At 40.2% G+C, this 13,173-nt stretch carries 18 protein-coding genes; 7 read left to right on the top strand and 11 right to left on the bottom strand.

What is annotated here, in order from left to right; translation table 11 throughout:
• Positions 1-169: 169 nt before the first annotated feature.
• The 5 genes from NTV63_01445 to NTV63_01425 are packed head-to-tail and all read right to left on the bottom strand — an operon-like array spanning position 170 to position 2,029.
• Complete coding sequence (locus NTV63_01445) at positions 170-373, bottom strand: 30S ribosomal protein S27ae (protein ID MCX6709603.1); 204 nt, start codon at positions 371-373, stop codon at positions 170-172.
• Between the two features lie 59 nt (positions 374-432).
• Positions 433-744 (bottom strand): 30S ribosomal protein S24e, encoded by a 312-nt coding sequence (locus NTV63_01440; GenBank protein MCX6709602.1) that lies wholly within the window; start codon positions 742-744, stop codon positions 433-435.
• Positions 745-771: 27 nt separating this feature from the next.
• Positions 772-957 carry a DNA-directed RNA polymerase subunit E'' gene (locus tag NTV63_01435; GenBank protein ID MCX6709601.1) on the bottom strand — a complete coding sequence of 62 codons (186 nt, stop codon included), beginning with the start codon at positions 955-957 and terminating at the stop codon, positions 772-774.
• 26 nt (positions 958-983) lie between these two features.
• The gene (locus NTV63_01430) at positions 984-1,577 is read right to left on the bottom strand and encodes a DNA-directed RNA polymerase (GenBank protein ID MCX6709600.1); all 594 of its coding nucleotides are present in this window, start codon (positions 1,575-1,577) and stop codon (positions 984-986) included.
• A gap of 35 nt (positions 1,578-1,612) precedes the next feature.
• Positions 1,613-2,029, bottom strand: a complete 417-nt coding sequence (locus NTV63_01425; GenBank protein MCX6709599.1) for a hypothetical protein — start codon at positions 2,027-2,029, stop codon at positions 1,613-1,615.
• 102 nt (positions 2,030-2,131) lie between these two features.
• Between NTV63_01425 and NTV63_01420 the strand changes: the two genes are divergently transcribed.
• From NTV63_01420 to NTV63_01405, 4 genes are all read left to right on the top strand, one after another.
• Complete coding sequence (locus NTV63_01420) at positions 2,132-2,620, top strand: winged helix-turn-helix transcriptional regulator (GenBank protein ID MCX6709598.1); 489 nt, start codon at positions 2,132-2,134, stop codon at positions 2,618-2,620.
• A 241-nt stretch (positions 2,621-2,861) separates the two neighbouring features.
• Positions 2,862-4,067 carry a hypothetical protein gene (locus NTV63_01415; GenBank protein ID MCX6709597.1) on the top strand — a complete coding sequence of 402 codons (1,206 nt, stop codon included), beginning with the start codon at positions 2,862-2,864 and terminating at the stop codon, positions 4,065-4,067.
• Between the two features lie 12 nt (positions 4,068-4,079).
• On the top strand, positions 4,080-4,811 hold the full coding sequence (locus NTV63_01410; GenBank protein MCX6709596.1) for a (Fe-S)-binding protein: 732 nt from the start codon (positions 4,080-4,082) through the stop codon (positions 4,809-4,811).
• 25 nt (positions 4,812-4,836) lie between these two features.
• Positions 4,837-6,114 carry an LUD domain-containing protein gene (locus tag NTV63_01405; GenBank protein ID MCX6709595.1) on the top strand — a complete coding sequence of 426 codons (1,278 nt, stop codon included), beginning with the start codon at positions 4,837-4,839 and terminating at the stop codon, positions 6,112-6,114.
• Between the two features lie 5 nt (positions 6,115-6,119).
• On the opposite strand, the gene NTV63_01400 is transcribed toward NTV63_01405, so the two are convergent.
• Positions 6,120-6,746: a hypothetical protein gene (locus NTV63_01400; protein MCX6709594.1), complete on the bottom strand. Its 627-nt coding sequence runs from the start codon at positions 6,744-6,746 to the stop codon at positions 6,120-6,122.
• A 90-nt stretch (positions 6,747-6,836) separates the two neighbouring features.
• Between NTV63_01400 and NTV63_01395 the strand changes: the two genes are divergently transcribed.
• On the top strand, positions 6,837-9,125 hold the full coding sequence (locus NTV63_01395) for a hypothetical protein (GenBank protein MCX6709593.1): 2,289 nt from the start codon (positions 6,837-6,839) through the stop codon (positions 9,123-9,125).
• Positions 9,126-9,215: 90 nt separating this feature from the next.
• Here the strand turns inward: NTV63_01395 and NTV63_01390 are convergent, their stop codons facing one another.
• Positions 9,216-10,124, bottom strand: coding sequence for an AbrB/MazE/SpoVT family DNA-binding domain-containing protein (locus NTV63_01390; protein ID MCX6709592.1), 909 nt, complete (start codon positions 10,122-10,124; stop codon positions 9,216-9,218).
• A gap of 297 nt (positions 10,125-10,421) precedes the next feature.
• Between NTV63_01390 and NTV63_01385 the strand changes: the two genes are divergently transcribed.
• Positions 10,422-10,901, top strand: coding sequence for a hypothetical protein (locus NTV63_01385; GenBank protein MCX6709591.1), 480 nt, complete (start codon positions 10,422-10,424; stop codon positions 10,899-10,901).
• A gap of 19 nt (positions 10,902-10,920) precedes the next feature.
• On the opposite strand, the gene NTV63_01380 is transcribed toward NTV63_01385, so the two are convergent.
• From NTV63_01380 to NTV63_01370, 3 genes are all read right to left on the bottom strand, one after another.
• Entirely contained in the window at positions 10,921-11,541 is a 621-nt protein-coding gene (locus tag NTV63_01380; protein ID MCX6709590.1) for a DUF655 domain-containing protein, read from the bottom strand.
• 50 nt (positions 11,542-11,591) lie between these two features.
• Positions 11,592-11,948 carry a hypothetical protein gene (locus NTV63_01375; GenBank protein ID MCX6709589.1) on the bottom strand — a complete coding sequence of 119 codons (357 nt, stop codon included), beginning with the start codon at positions 11,946-11,948 and terminating at the stop codon, positions 11,592-11,594.
• A gap of 64 nt (positions 11,949-12,012) precedes the next feature.
• The gene (locus tag NTV63_01370; protein ID MCX6709588.1) at positions 12,013-12,312 is read right to left on the bottom strand and encodes a 50S ribosomal protein L21e; all 300 of its coding nucleotides are present in this window, start codon (positions 12,310-12,312) and stop codon (positions 12,013-12,015) included.
• Between the two features lie 200 nt (positions 12,313-12,512).
• Here NTV63_01370 and NTV63_01365 point away from each other — a divergent pair, with 200 nt between their 5' ends.
• Complete coding sequence (locus NTV63_01365; GenBank protein MCX6709587.1) at positions 12,513-12,662, top strand: DUF5679 domain-containing protein; 150 nt, start codon at positions 12,513-12,515, stop codon at positions 12,660-12,662.
• A gap of 87 nt (positions 12,663-12,749) precedes the next feature.
• Here the strand turns inward: NTV63_01365 and NTV63_01360 are convergent, their stop codons facing one another.
• Positions 12,750-13,037, bottom strand: a complete 288-nt coding sequence (locus NTV63_01360; GenBank protein ID MCX6709586.1) for a hypothetical protein — start codon at positions 13,035-13,037, stop codon at positions 12,750-12,752.
• Positions 13,038-13,173 lie beyond the last annotated feature (136 nt).

Here is a 13,173-nt window from a genome sequence, read left to right as displayed (position 1 = left end):
TTAATAATTATTATAATTACAGAAACAACGTTGTTTTCTTATGCTGACGAATACGAAACGAAAACGCTTTTTTATAATTATAATTAACGGTACGGCGGTGTTTTATAAGAAAACGAATTTAATAATTATAATTAAAAAAATTCTTTAAATTATCTTATTCATTATTGTTTCACTGCTTCTTGAACTCAGTGTATCCGCACTTGCCGCAGGAAAACCTGTCTTTGTGCTCGGACATGAAAAAGCCGTCTCCGCACTTGGGGCATGTCCTCTTTTTCCTTTCAAGGCTTGAGCCGGATGCGGTATAGTAGGAATACACCTTGGTTGTTTTTGCCTTCTTCTTTTCAGACTTCTTTTCGCTTTTCTGTTCAGCCATTATGAAACACTCTCCTTATAATGAAACACTCTTTTTATAAAAAGTTTGATTTTATGCCATTATTTGGGTTTGGCTTCGCCCTCTGCCTTTTTCTTCTTCCCGGAATTCCTTTCAGAAAGGTAAGCTGGCTCTATCTTCTTGAGCTGCTCTTCACTCTTGTAGATGTTTGCTTTTATCTGAATTTTCTTTCCGCCGAATAACTGCCTGATTTCTCTTATTGAAACAAGCTCTGGCTTGCTTCCTGACTTACTTACTATTGCAGAGAGAAGCTCTTTTCGTGAAGGAGTTACCCCGGTAAAAGCTGCCTCTGCATTTATCTCTGTTCTTGAAAAAAGCGGATTTTCCTTTTTTTCGGTTATAATTACTTCCATTGCAACCATCCTTTTGTTTTTTAGATTTTATCTGACTTTTAGCGCGTATTCTCCCTTTGCCTCAATGTTCAATTTCTGCGCAACCTTTGACTTCACAGGGTCAACTATGTAGATTCTTCCCTGGAAGTTTGTGCTGAAGTCATTGCCGTTGCAAATGGGGCACTTGTCTCCTGTTACCATGATTTTGCACTGTTTGCAAACTTTTTTTCTCATTTTATCTCCTCTTCAAGTTTTAAGGATTATTCTTCTTTTTGCCTTTTGTCGCGCTTCTTTTCCTTTTTTTTCGGCAATTCAGGCTTGATTATTGGCTCTCCCATCCACTCAAGCTTTCCAAGCCAGGGCTGCCTCATTGTAAGCCCGATTTTCGGGTTTGAGGCATCCTTGAAGCTTACTGCAATCACTCTTGCCTTGCAGAGGTCTCCAAGCTTGAGCACTCTCTTGCTGTCTTTTCCTGCAAGCGTCTTGTCCTTGCTGAAGCTCACGAAATCATCCATTGTCTGGGAGATGTGGACCATTCCCTCCATTGCTCCCATTGAGACGAATGCGCCGAAGTCAGCAATGTCCTTGATTTTTCCGAACACCACTTCCTTCATTTCCGGCTTGAATGTGATAAGCTCAAACTCAGTTTCGTAATAAGCTGCCCCGTCTCCCGGGATTATCACTCCCTCCTTTATTCCAATTACCTTTGAGACATCTATGACAGAGCCCAAATCCTTTGAGACAACCCCCTCATATTTGCTCTTAACCCTCTTCAGAATTGCATTTTCTGCTGATTCGCCGAAAAGCTCCGGAGGCACTCTGATATAATCCTTGACTTCAATCCTGTAAAACATCTTACCACCTTTCAAAGGTTTTTAACTGCCATATCCTAGATTTTAATAAGGTATTTCTTCTTTCTCAGGACTATTATCGGCTGGCTTGCAAAAGGGAAGCAGGCTTTTATCCTGTCCCTTAGCCCCTTGTCCTGTGTTGCGACGCTGTAGCCCTCTTTGGCATACTCAACTATGCAGCTGTCGACATCGTGAGGGTTTTCAGCCCTATTTAAAAATCTTTTTGTTTTTAATATAGAAACCCCTTTCTTTTCTATGAGCAAAAGAGCGACTTTTGCAGCCTTCTTGTCAGCCATGCTCCCGTTCTTTGCAGCAAACTTAAGCTCCTCAACATTCAGGTCAAGGGTGAAAAGCTCGTATTTGCAGTTCAAGAGGCGCTGAAGCTCAGTGAATATGTCAACCCTGAACTGTATTGGAATCATGAGAAAATTCGTGTCCAGCAGTATCTTAACCATTTTTATCCAGAAATGATTATTCTAAGCATTTAGTATATATTGGTTTTGTTTTTTAAATCAGCATTGAAAAGCTTTTTAAAAACAGCGCCCTTTCCTGTTTATATGAATGAGCAGCTGAGGAACCTTCTAATCATAATCGGGCTTTTTGTTCTATTTGTCGGAACTGTTGTCTACTCTTTCTTTTACATGCAGAAGAACTACAACCTGAGCACAACATGCGGATGCAAGATTCCTATTGAGCTTATTGTGATGGGATTAATAACAATGGGCACGTTCACAGGGGCAATAGTTGCATTTGTGGTTTCATACAGCAGAAAAGCAAAGGAAGACAGCGCAATAAGAAACATTGGGCTTACCCTTAATTTCCTTGAGCAGAATGAAAAAAAGATAATGAAGGCAATAATCGGAAACAGGGGAAGCATGCTCCAGTCAGAAATCTCAAGGACAACAGGGCTTGACAAGGTAAAAACCACAAGAACCATAAAGCGGCTTTCTGAAAAGGGGCTTGTCAGCTCTGAAAAATACGGAAAGACAAGGAAGATAAGCGCATCAAGGGAATTAAGCGAGCTTTTTAATGGGAAGAGCAGCTGAACTGCCATTTTCATTTTATTTGTTTTATTCATATTATTCTGATTTTTCGTCTTTTTAATATTTATTAGAAAAAAAATGCAGTTTTATACGATTTCATTTTTTGAAACAAAGATTTATAAATGGTTTCAAGCAATGTAATACCATAAGAAAAATGAGAAAGCTTTGAAATGGGCTGAATGTTTAGAAAAGTTTAAAACTTGCCCGGGTTAACCCATGACAGGGAAATTAAAAGGAAATCAAAATGAAAAATGCTGAAAAATTTGGAATTGCAATGATATTTGCCTTGATTTTTGCAGTGGCAGCCATAGGAAGCGCTGCTGCAGCTGATGTGTGCGAAGCAGCTGCACCAACATGCGATGGAACGCTCAACAATACAGCAAATTCAACAAGCTTTGAAGGCGGGCTTGAAAATGTTAATGCAGAGGAAGGGATATGCATCTACTTCTTCTACGGGCTGAACTGCCCGCACTGCGCAAATGTCGAGCCCCTTATTGAGGAGCTTACTGCAAAATACAATGAAACAAAGCTAAAGGCATTTGAGGTTTACTTCAATGAGAGCAATTATAATCTTTTTAATGATTTTAACAGCAGGTACGGGATAATCCAGAGGGGAGTGCCTTCTGTTTTCATAGGAGACAGGGCTCTTGTCGGAGACAAGACAATAAAGGAAAATCTTGAGAACAGCATTAAGGAATTCATGGAAAATCCTCCGGTGTGCCCTGAAACATACAAAAAGTCAGAGGCAACAAAGCATGAGGTTTCCCCTTCAACAAATGTAAGGCTGACAATTCCTGCAATAGTCTCAGCAGCGCTTATAGACAGCATTAATCCATGCGCATTTTCTGTCATGATTTTTCTTTTAGTCTACCTTCTTGCGCTTGGCGCGAGAAAAAGGATATTGAAAGTGGGGTTCACTTACATAGCAGTTGTGTTCATGGTTTACCTGCTCTCAGGATTGGGGCTTTTTATTTTCATACAGTCAACAGGGCTGACAAAGATTGTCTACACAATCGCAGCAATAATTGCAATTGCAGCAGGGCTCATAAATGTAAAGGATTTCTTCTGGTACGGAAAGGGAATAACTCTTGCAATACCTGAATCCAAACAGCCTATAATCAAGAAATATGTCCAGAAGGCGTCTATTCCGGCTGCAATAATCCTTGGAGCGCTTGTGAGCATGTTTGAGCTTCCGTGCACAGGGGGAGTTTATCTTGCAATACTCGGGCTTCTCAGCAGCAGGATGAGCCTTATTTCCGGGCTTCCATACCTTATACTTTACAACATAATCTTTGTGCTTCCGCTTATAGTGATTCTTTCAGTTGTCTACAAGGGAATACCGCCGGAAAGGGTTGAGCACTGGCGCCTGGACAAGAGAAAGTGGCTCAGGCTTTCAATGGGATTGATGATGATAACACTTGGACTCCTTATGCTTTTTGGAGTGATTTAGGAGAATAAAAAAATGGGAATACTCAGCAGGATTTTCAGGACAGAGAACATCCTTTATTACCCAGGATGCCTCACCAAGTTTGTGGGAAAGGAAATTGAGGAAAATTACAGGGAAATCCTCGGGAAGGCAGGAGTTGATTTCATACAGCTTAAGGATGCTGAGCTCTGCTGCGGAAGCCCTGTTCTTAATTCAGGGCATGAGAAAGAGGCAAAAGTCATTGCAGAAAAGAATTTCAGGCTTTTCAAGGAGCAAGGGATAACAAAGATAATAACTGCGTGCCCGGCATGCTATAAGACATTCTCAAATGATTATCCAAAGCTTGTCCCAGGATGGGACATAAAAGCAGAGCACATGTCTGTTACAATAGCAAGGGCGATAAAGAAAGGGAAAATCAAACCTGAAGAGAATTCTCTTGAAGTAACATATCATGACCCATGCCATCTCGGAAGGCACATGAAGATTTATGAAGAGCCCAGAGACATAATCAGGAGCACAGGAGCAAAAATCAGGGAAATGAAGCTAACAAGGGAAAACGCAGTATGCTGCGGCGGAGGTGCTGGCGTAAGGTCAAATTACCCGAAGCTTGCAGCAAGCATTGGAAAGGAAAGGATTCAGATGGCAAGGGAAACAGGAGCAAAAGTTCTTGTTACTGCATGCCCGATGTGCTACTTCAACTTAAAGGAGAATGCGCATGGTTTTGAGGTTATGGAATTAAGCCAGATTATATTAAATAAGAAAAAGTAAAAAAAAGTAAATGGATTATTTGCGAATGACGGTTAAAATGGACGACCTTTCAAAAGAACTGAAGGAAAAGGAAAATGTGAAGTCAGTTATTCTTCCTGTTATGTATTCCTACAAGGACAAGAGGGAAAAGGTATTTGAGAATTATCCAAAGGAAGAGCTCAGGGAAAAACTCAGAAAGATAAAGGAATACTCAATCTTAAACATCTCTGAACTTAAGAAGAAGGCAGTTGGGAATTTTGAAAAAAACGGGATTCATGTGATTGAGGCAAAATCCTCAAAAGAGGCAGTTGAAAAAATAAGGGAGATAATAGGAAAGGAAAAATTAATCATAAAATCAAAATCAAACACTGCAAATGAAATCGGGCTGAAAGATGCGCTGAAGGACAAGGAACTGGTTGAAACAGACACCGGGGATTTTCTTGTTCAGATATCTTCTGAAAGGGACATCCATCCAGTGCTTCCTGCTCTTCACTTGACTCCTGAAAAAATCTCTGAAACAATAAGGAAAAAATTCGGCGGGCATGTCAAGCCTGAAAAAGAGGCGATTGTTGCGTTTGTAAGGCAGCACCTGAGAAAAAAGATTGAGGGTGCAAAGGTTTGGATAACAGGCGCAAATGCATTGACAGCTGACGGAAGCATAGTAATCCTTGAAAATGAGGGCAATATCTCCCTTGTCTCAAGGATTCCGGACAAGCACATAGTGATTTCATCATTTGACAAGATTGTCCCGACAATTGAGGATGCAATTCATGTTGCAAGATGCGCAGCAGTATATGGAACAGGGCAGGAATTCCCTGTTTATGTCAGCGTTATATCCGGCCCGAGCAAGACAGCAGACATCCAAAATGAGCTGGTTACAGGAGCGCAGGGTGCAAAAGAGCTTTACCTTGTGCTTGTGGACAACGGCAGGAGTGAAATTCTCAATTCTGAATTTAAGGAATTATTATACTGCATAAACTGCGGCGCCTGCCTGAACTTCTGCCCTGTCTACCACAATCTTTCAGACAGGTACGGCTCAAAATACTCTGGGGCAAAGGGAGTGCTTTTCTCGCTTTTTGATGAGGGGCTGAAAGAATCATATGAAAACGGGGCGTTCTTCTGCACAATGTGCAGGAACTGCTCTGAGAACTGCCCTTCTGAAATAGACCTTCCTGAAATGATGAAAAAGCTCAGGGGGAAGCTTGCTGAAAAGGGGATTGAGCCGCCTGACATAAGAGAAATGCTTTCAAACATAGAGAAATTCGGGAATCCTTTCGGAGAAGCTGGAAAGGACGGAATGCCAAAGAACTTATATTGCTGTTAAATTTCTTATCTCTCATTCATCTCATCGCCCTTCTTGGCAATTTCTCCGAGAAAATATCCTGTGCTAAGCCCTGATGCTATAAAGGACAATTCAATGAGCCCAATATATTTCTTTTTTGTCCCAACTATAAAAGATGAGAAATTTTCTGATTGCTTAATTCCAAATTCCCCCATTGAATCAATCAGCAAATCAATGGAATCCCTCTCTTTTAAAAATGCATCTCTGGGAACAGAAACTCCGTTTTTTTCCTGGGAAATGTAGATGTTAAGAGATTCTTTTATCTCATTAAGCATTTCCAATCCATACTTGAGTTTTTCCTGCTCATCTGATTGGAAGGAATAATCTGTTTTTGGCTCTGAAAGGTAGATTATTGCATCATCAATATGCTCTATTGCATTGATTTGCTTTTCAGTGTCTGAAGCAATTGTTGAGGACATAAGGTGCGAGCTTGAATTTTCAAGGGATTCCTGCGCATCCAAAAAATTGGACATTGATGTAGAATATGAAGAGACAGCTTCTTTTTCAGATAGTTCAATAACAGGGGAAACAAATTTTTTAATTGAATAGCCAAAAAAGCCTATTGAGCCTGCAAGGGCTATTGCAGAAAGCATCATCCCAATCCTGCGTCTCATTGATTCCCACCTGATGAAATACAATTATTAACTATTATTCAGTAGTTAAAAACGAAAAAGCTTATATACTTTGCGTTTTTATGAATCCACATGGACAACGAAGCAGAAGGTCCTGAAAAGAAAACATTAGAGAACTACCTTAATCCAGATTTAGGAGAAGAGGATAATAATTCTAAAATGATAGCTTCATCAATAAAATCCGGCGATTTGGAGGGGATAGTTGAAGAGCTTGTTCCTGAGAAGAAATCATTTCTGGGAATTATTAAAAGCGCACTATCCCTCCCAATAAGGAATTACAATGTTATTCTTGGGGCAATGCTTCCAATAAGCTACTTTGCTGCAGTTCTTTCAATGGATGTCAGATTAAGCATTCCTGAAATCATACTGTTTCCTGCAATGGGTTATCTCTTTTCATATATGAGCAGGAATGAAAGCAGGGTAAAACCGAAAAAAATCGAAAAAGAATCTTTTGCAAAAAGGAGCATAAAATGTATTGCGAAAAATTATCTGATTGCCGGGTTTGCAATAGGGACTCTTTGGGCAGGAAATTCATTTTTCTTAAACAAGGAATTAATACAGGAATACAGCAATGCTATTGGTTCGTCAATTTCAGTAACAGAGTTTGCCAGCAAAAATCCGGGGAATGAAGAGATTTCCAATCTGGCAGAAAAAACTTCCAATGAATTAAAAGAACTCAATAATAAGCTGATAAGCCAGGCATTTCTGAATTTAGTGAGCGGCGGGCTTTTAATGTCCTCTGTAGTAAAGGTTGCAAGCTGGTTTCATCCTGAGGAAACTGAATTCTGGAAAAATGAGATTCCTTATGTTTATAATGATATAGTGCGGTATCATTCTGACTGGAACAAGAGAAGAGAATCAGGATTATATTACCAGAGAAGGATATTTGAGGCAGGATACAAAGACAAAAAAACCCTATTGGCGCTTTCATACTATGAAATTGCAACAGGAGACTTGAAGAACGGGATTTATCATCTCTCAAAAATACTTGAGCACAGGGAATCGGGCTCAGCGCTTTCAGAAATTGAAAAAACCCCTCTCAATAAAATTGCCGTGAAATTGGCAAAAATTATGGATTCTCTTAGTGAGAAATATTTATTTGACAAGCACGATTCAGAATTTGAGGATTCTTTGGAAAGGGCATTTCAGGCATATTACACCAATAATAACATCAACGAGTCAATATCCTATTGGGAAAAAACAATATCGCTTGCACCAAAAGAGCATAAGCATGAATTTGAGCTTCTTTATTCCATGTTCCTTGAAAATTCAGGGCAAAAGGAAAAGTCAAGGGATAAGATTTCAGGATGGCTGTCAGGAATAGTGAAAAGCGACAGCTTCATCAATAATGTCCGGGAAATCCCAAGCTCAAGAAACGAGGTTTTTGAGCTTGTGGGAAGCGAATTCCTCAGGGACACTATTGTGATAAAGAGAAACAGGGGAATTGAACCAGAGAGCGAGGAAAAGAGAATTTTCATGGAATATTTCACAAACCTTTTCCTTTCAGACATTTTCAGGAACAAGGTTCGCCATAATTTCCCAAGCATTGCGCCAACCTCGCTTTTCATTTTCAAAAATGAGGAGGATGGAAGGCTTTACCACATTATGAAAAGGACAGAGGGAAGAAACCTGGATGAATTTTTCAGGGAGGCAAGCGTCAAGGAAAAAGAGGAATGCCTGAAAAAGGTCATGGAAAGCTCTGCCCTCATGCACTCCTCTGTGATTGATTTTATAAAGAAGGATAAATCAGGGTTCTATTTTGCGGTAAAAGATTTTGGAAAGGATTACCGTGTTGGAATAGATGAGTTTGATTACATAAGCGTCCTCAAGGCAAGGCTTGTAAAGCGTCTTGGGGAGAATTCAATGCTTGGCAGTTTTCTGAAAGAAGCATCTGAATATGCCCAGTCCTTTGAGAAGCTTCCAAGGGTTTTCCTGCACGGCGATGCCTACCTTACAAACTTCATTGAGGACGGAAGCTGGATTGACCTTGAAAAAAGGACGATAGCAAACCCCATGGTGGACATAGCGGGAATTCTTGAGTCCCCTGGCTGCACGGGCGTTGACAAGGAAATGCTTCTTCGGTTGTATGCAAGGGAATTCAGCGCAAATTACAGGGGAAGAAAAGGAGCAGGCTTTGAAGATAATCTTGTGGAGCTTTATTTGCCAAACAAGATTTTCAACTGCTTATACCAGATAGGAAGCAAGTCAGCCCAGAAAAGGGCTGACCAGGCGGCATTCTTCCTTACAGAAGTGCTTTCCGAGCTTCAGAAGCATAACCTTGAAACGCTCTACCAGAGCCTGACTGGCTACATCGGAAATACAGGGAATGAAGAATTCATAAGGCTCATAAAAAAAGTCTGAATTAAAAGAATGGAATTATTAATTCTGAATAATTAAGATAATGTTAAAGTATAAGTATGATAAATTAAAATAAACTAAAATAAATTAAAATTATATGAACGAAGTAATGAGCGAACCGTTCATGTCAAATATCTGGTTGAGGAGATTATTCAGGAATGAAAGCACAATCACCTCATCTTTCTTCGCAATTTTCATCTGGTTTTCAAGCTCAAGCAGTATTTTATTTTTTTTCTTTCCAAATTCCTCATATTTCACAAGATTGAATGAGTAGAAAAGCTCGTAAAAGTCCCTCAAAAAGGAATTTATTTCCCCATATAAATTAAGGGTTTTCTTGCTTAGTGATGTTTTATTTTCAGCCAGATGCTCTGCAAGGTCCTTGTAAGAATCCCCTATTTTCTCAAGCTCTTCAGTAATAAAGTATATCGGGGCTGTCCTCTTGAATCCAGGACAGCCGTTCTTGTTGATAACCCTCCTGCAGAAATCAGCAAATCTGTTGAGATTGTCATCCCTTAACTTTATGTTCTTAAGCCCGTCAATGTTCAATGGGGAAGCTGATTTCAATGAGTCATCTGCGCTTGTCAGGAGGAAAAGGAAAAGCCTTCTTAGAACTGCCTCAAACTGCTCTGGCTCAAGCTTGGAAATCTCTCTTGTTGTGAGGGTTGTATCGCCCTGCCTCACTATCTCAAAACCAATGCATGTCCTGTTAAGGGTTCTTTGAATCTCCTTCAGCTCATCTGAAGAGCTGAACTCTATCTCAATCTCATCATAACCTGCCTTGTATAATGCGCCTACAACTCTTCCCAGCATCTCAGACATTCCTGATATTTTTATGCTCTTCTTCTCAATAGAGGTGCTGTTTCCCAGGTTTATGACAATCTTTGAGCCCTGCTCCTCAACTTCTATCTCCTGCCCCTTTAAGAGCCCGTATTTTTTGGCAAGAGCGCTCGGTATTGAAACTACAAGTGTCTTTCCTGCAAGCTGGATTATTTTTCTTTTCATGAGTGTCACCTTTTTTGCATTTCATTATTCTTGGCGAGAGATTATAACCGCCATTGTCCGCGATATCGATTGGCATTGATTTCGCGGTCGCGAGGCTTTATGCCGCGCATTGCGTGCGAGCCGAGCGTAACCAGCTCCGCGTCAACTGAGCGTAACCGGTTGTTATATAATTATATATCAATATATAAAATATAAGGAAAAGATATATATAAATTTTTCGCCTTATATAGTAATATCTCCGGAAAGAACGGAAATAAGATAAAATTTCCGGAAAAAAAATGCGGGGGGCTAAAAAAAATGATTTCAAAAAAAGACCTTTTAATCATCTCAGAGCTGAGGAAGAATTCAAGGGAAAGCCTTACAAACATGAGCAAGAAAATCCACATCCCAATCTCAACAATATATGACAGGCTGAGGCTAAATGAGGGCGGGCTTATAAGAAAGAACACAAGCCTTATTGACTTCTCAAAGATTGGCTTTTACACCCACGCAAACCTTCTCCTTAAGGCAGAGGACCATGAAAACAAGGATGCGCTGAAGGAATTCCTGATTAAGAACCACAACATAAACTCAGTTTTCAGGATAAACAACGGATTTGATTTCCTGGCTGAAGGCGTGTTCAAGCACATAAAGGAGCTTGAGGAGTTCCTTGAGAACCTTGAAGGGAAGTTCAAGATTCAGGAGAAGCAGGTTTACTACATAATTGAAGAGCTGAAGAGAGAGGCGTTTCTCTCAGACGGACAGCTTATTGACATGATACAAAAAGAGGCTGAATAGAATTTATCCTTATTTTAATTTACTGAACGAAAAGCATGTGCTTCTCGTTTCCAGTCATTTCCTTCATTATTCTCTTGCTTATGAGCTTCACTGGGTCAGGCATAAGGTGAATCCTGCCTTTCAGGTCACTAAAACTCTTGATTGGCTCAGTCTCCCTTGCCTCTATGATTTCCCACATCTTCTTCTTGCCCAGTCCTGGAAGAAGCTCAAGCTTGTGCATCCTTGTGGTTAAAGGCCCTGATGTGTTAAAGAACTCAACAAAATCCTTTTCCCTCGCCTTAATATGCTCAATAACTATGAATTCAAGCTCCTTTACAGCAGAGGCTGTAAGATTTTCAAACCTCATTCTCCCGACTATGTGGTGAATCTTGTCCCTCTTGCCGTCCCCGATATAAACCTCTTCATGGGGCTGCAGGAATATTTCCTGCTTTGGAACAAGCTCAAGTAGAGCAAGGCTGTTTTTCCCTACTGCCTGAGCTATTGCGCTTTTCTTGAACATGGGCCTTTCATCAAAGGGATAGCCGTTTGGCAGAAAGTCAAGCACTATTGCATATTCCTCCTTTTCAGAGCCTGCCCTCTGCTCCTGCCTTTGGGCAATTCCCATATTCTCCTGTCCTGAGGTTATTTTTCTCTCTTCCATTTTAAGCTGGTGGGTGAAAGGTTTTTCCTTATTTAAACCTTTTCAGAAAATCACTGTTTTTTTTCCTTGAATTCCTTCACTAAGTCAGCAATCCTTTTCAGGTTCTTGTCAACTATAGTTATCGGATAGCCTTCAAGCACTGTTTTCAGGTCATCAATGTTGTCTGGCAGAATATCAACAATCTTGCATATGTGCTGCTCCTTGAGCCGTGGAATCTCCATCTTCTCAATTTCCTTCTTAAGCGCAATTATGTCCTTTGCAGGATGGTGAACAAAGCTTTCAAGGTATTCTTCTGTCTGCGTGACCCTGAAGTTCACTTCCTTGTCGCGCTTCTTTATGCTCACTATTTCCTCTTTCAGCTCAGACATGCTCATCGGCTTTTCGTTCAAAGTTTTGCTATCAACCATTTTTACCCCGCCTTCCTGTTGCGCTTATATGCAGATTAAAAGAATGGAAAAATTTGCCGCGCTCTTATTCATTCCTGATTACGCGCATGTGCACAGGGTGCACTATGAATACCTTCTCCTTTCCGCCGTCCCTGACCATAACCTGGTAGCACTTGCCCTGCTCTCCGCATATTACGCCGTGCCTTCCAACAAAGTTGAACGGGAAAAGCCCTGTCTGTATTGCAGGATTTGGCTTGAGAAGAACCACATCGCCTACGCTGAACTTCTGGAAATATGATGAGAGGTTTATCTTCCCCCTCTCTTTCGCTGTCCTTGCAAGCTTATGCCGGGTCTTTCTTCGTATTCCGCCTATTCTTTTAGCCATTTCATGCACCTTAAAATTATTATCTAAAATCAGAATAGGGCAACTCTTTAAAAAGGTTGTGTTTTTTAAGAAGAGGAACTTTAAAAATAAAATCGGGAGAAAACGCCTTTATTTAAACTGATTTCAATAAATTTATAAATGGGCGCTGGTTTTTTGGGATTAGTTTAATTGAATGATAAAACTTTGAAGGTGATAATGAGATGGCAACTGCAAGATGCATGAAATGCAAGAAAGAAATAGAAATCAAGAACCCGCAGGAAGTTGTCATGAAGAACGGCATGGCAGCATTAAAGGGAGTGTGCCCTGTATGCGGAACAAAAGTATTCAGGATTACAGGAAAGAAAAAGTAAATCCTGTTCCTTATTGAATTTTTATTTTTTATTCAATTATTTTAATACTGCATCTTAACTTGTTCTTATTCAAAAACCAGAGTGGAATTAATCAAACATGCTCTTGTAAAACTGGTCATATGATTTTGCCTTCTCTGAATCCACGCTCATGTAATAGCTGTTAAGCCTTTTGAATTCCTCATCGCCGACTCCAATAAGGCAAAGGTCAAGAAGGCAGTCAAGAATATTCTCAATTTCACTGGCGCTTTTTACCTGTGTGTCAATTATTTTATCCACATCCTTCCTATAAACCGGAAGGGTGTATTCTGCCTGTTCACGAATGCTCTTAATCTCTTTTGTAATACCTTCAAGCCCGCTTTCCCTTTTGCTTTTCATGGGATTATTGATTATAAGATAAGTATTAATATTTTTCCCAAAGAAAAAATGCCTTTTATCCTGCCTTAAAACAAAACTTTTAAAAATGACAGTCAAATTCTACTTTTTGCGCCCCGATAGTGTAGTCCGGCCAATC

It is taken from the genome of Candidatus Woesearchaeota archaeon (genome assembly GCA_026394965.1).
Lineage (GTDB): Archaea > Nanobdellota > Nanobdellia > Woesearchaeales > 0-14-0-80-44-23 > JAPLZQ01.
The sequence above is the reverse complement of the archived record's forward strand: the minus strand, read 5'-3'. Positions and strand labels throughout refer to the sequence as shown.

What these genes read in the sequence shown, in the direction of transcription:
- NTV63_01390 (MCX6709592.1), bottom strand. Translation starts at nt 10,124, where the DNA reads ATGAAAAGAAAAATAATCCAGCTTGCAGGAAAGACACTTGTAGTTTCA.
- NTV63_01445 (MCX6709603.1), bottom strand. Translation starts at nt 373, where the DNA reads ATGGCTGAACAGAAAAGCGAAAAGAAGTCTGAAAAGAAGAAGGCAAAA.
- NTV63_01365 (MCX6709587.1), top strand. Translation starts at nt 12,513, where the DNA reads ATGGCAACTGCAAGATGCATGAAATGCAAGAAAGAAATAGAAATCAAG.
- NTV63_01415 (MCX6709597.1), top strand. Translation starts at nt 2,862, where the DNA reads ATGAAAAATGCTGAAAAATTTGGAATTGCAATGATATTTGCCTTGATT.
- NTV63_01360 (MCX6709586.1), bottom strand. Translation starts at nt 13,037, where the DNA reads ATGAAAAGCAAAAGGGAAAGCGGGCTTGAAGGTATTACAAAAGAGATT.
- NTV63_01425 (MCX6709599.1), bottom strand. Translation starts at nt 2,029, where the DNA reads ATGGTTAAGATACTGCTGGACACGAATTTTCTCATGATTCCAATACAG.
- NTV63_01420 (MCX6709598.1), top strand. Translation starts at nt 2,132, where the DNA reads ATGAATGAGCAGCTGAGGAACCTTCTAATCATAATCGGGCTTTTTGTT.
- NTV63_01440 (MCX6709602.1), bottom strand. Translation starts at nt 744, where the DNA reads ATGGAAGTAATTATAACCGAAAAAAAGGAAAATCCGCTTTTTTCAAGA.
- NTV63_01385 (MCX6709591.1), top strand. Translation starts at nt 10,422, where the DNA reads ATGATTTCAAAAAAAGACCTTTTAATCATCTCAGAGCTGAGGAAGAAT.
- NTV63_01410 (MCX6709596.1), top strand. Translation starts at nt 4,080, where the DNA reads ATGGGAATACTCAGCAGGATTTTCAGGACAGAGAACATCCTTTATTAC.
- NTV63_01435 (MCX6709601.1), bottom strand. Translation starts at nt 957, where the DNA reads ATGAGAAAAAAAGTTTGCAAACAGTGCAAAATCATGGTAACAGGAGAC.
- NTV63_01380 (MCX6709590.1), bottom strand. Translation starts at nt 11,541, where the DNA reads ATGGAAGAGAGAAAAATAACCTCAGGACAGGAGAATATGGGAATTGCC.
- NTV63_01400 (MCX6709594.1), bottom strand. Translation starts at nt 6,746, where the DNA reads ATGAGACGCAGGATTGGGATGATGCTTTCTGCAATAGCCCTTGCAGGC.
- NTV63_01430 (MCX6709600.1), bottom strand. Translation starts at nt 1,577, where the DNA reads ATGTTTTACAGGATTGAAGTCAAGGATTATATCAGAGTGCCTCCGGAG.
- NTV63_01370 (MCX6709588.1), bottom strand. Translation starts at nt 12,312, where the DNA reads ATGGCTAAAAGAATAGGCGGAATACGAAGAAAGACCCGGCATAAGCTT.
- NTV63_01405 (MCX6709595.1), top strand. Translation starts at nt 4,837, where the DNA reads ATGACGGTTAAAATGGACGACCTTTCAAAAGAACTGAAGGAAAAGGAA.
- NTV63_01395 (MCX6709593.1), top strand. Translation starts at nt 6,837, where the DNA reads ATGGACAACGAAGCAGAAGGTCCTGAAAAGAAAACATTAGAGAACTAC.
- NTV63_01375 (MCX6709589.1), bottom strand. Translation starts at nt 11,948, where the DNA reads ATGGTTGATAGCAAAACTTTGAACGAAAAGCCGATGAGCATGTCTGAG.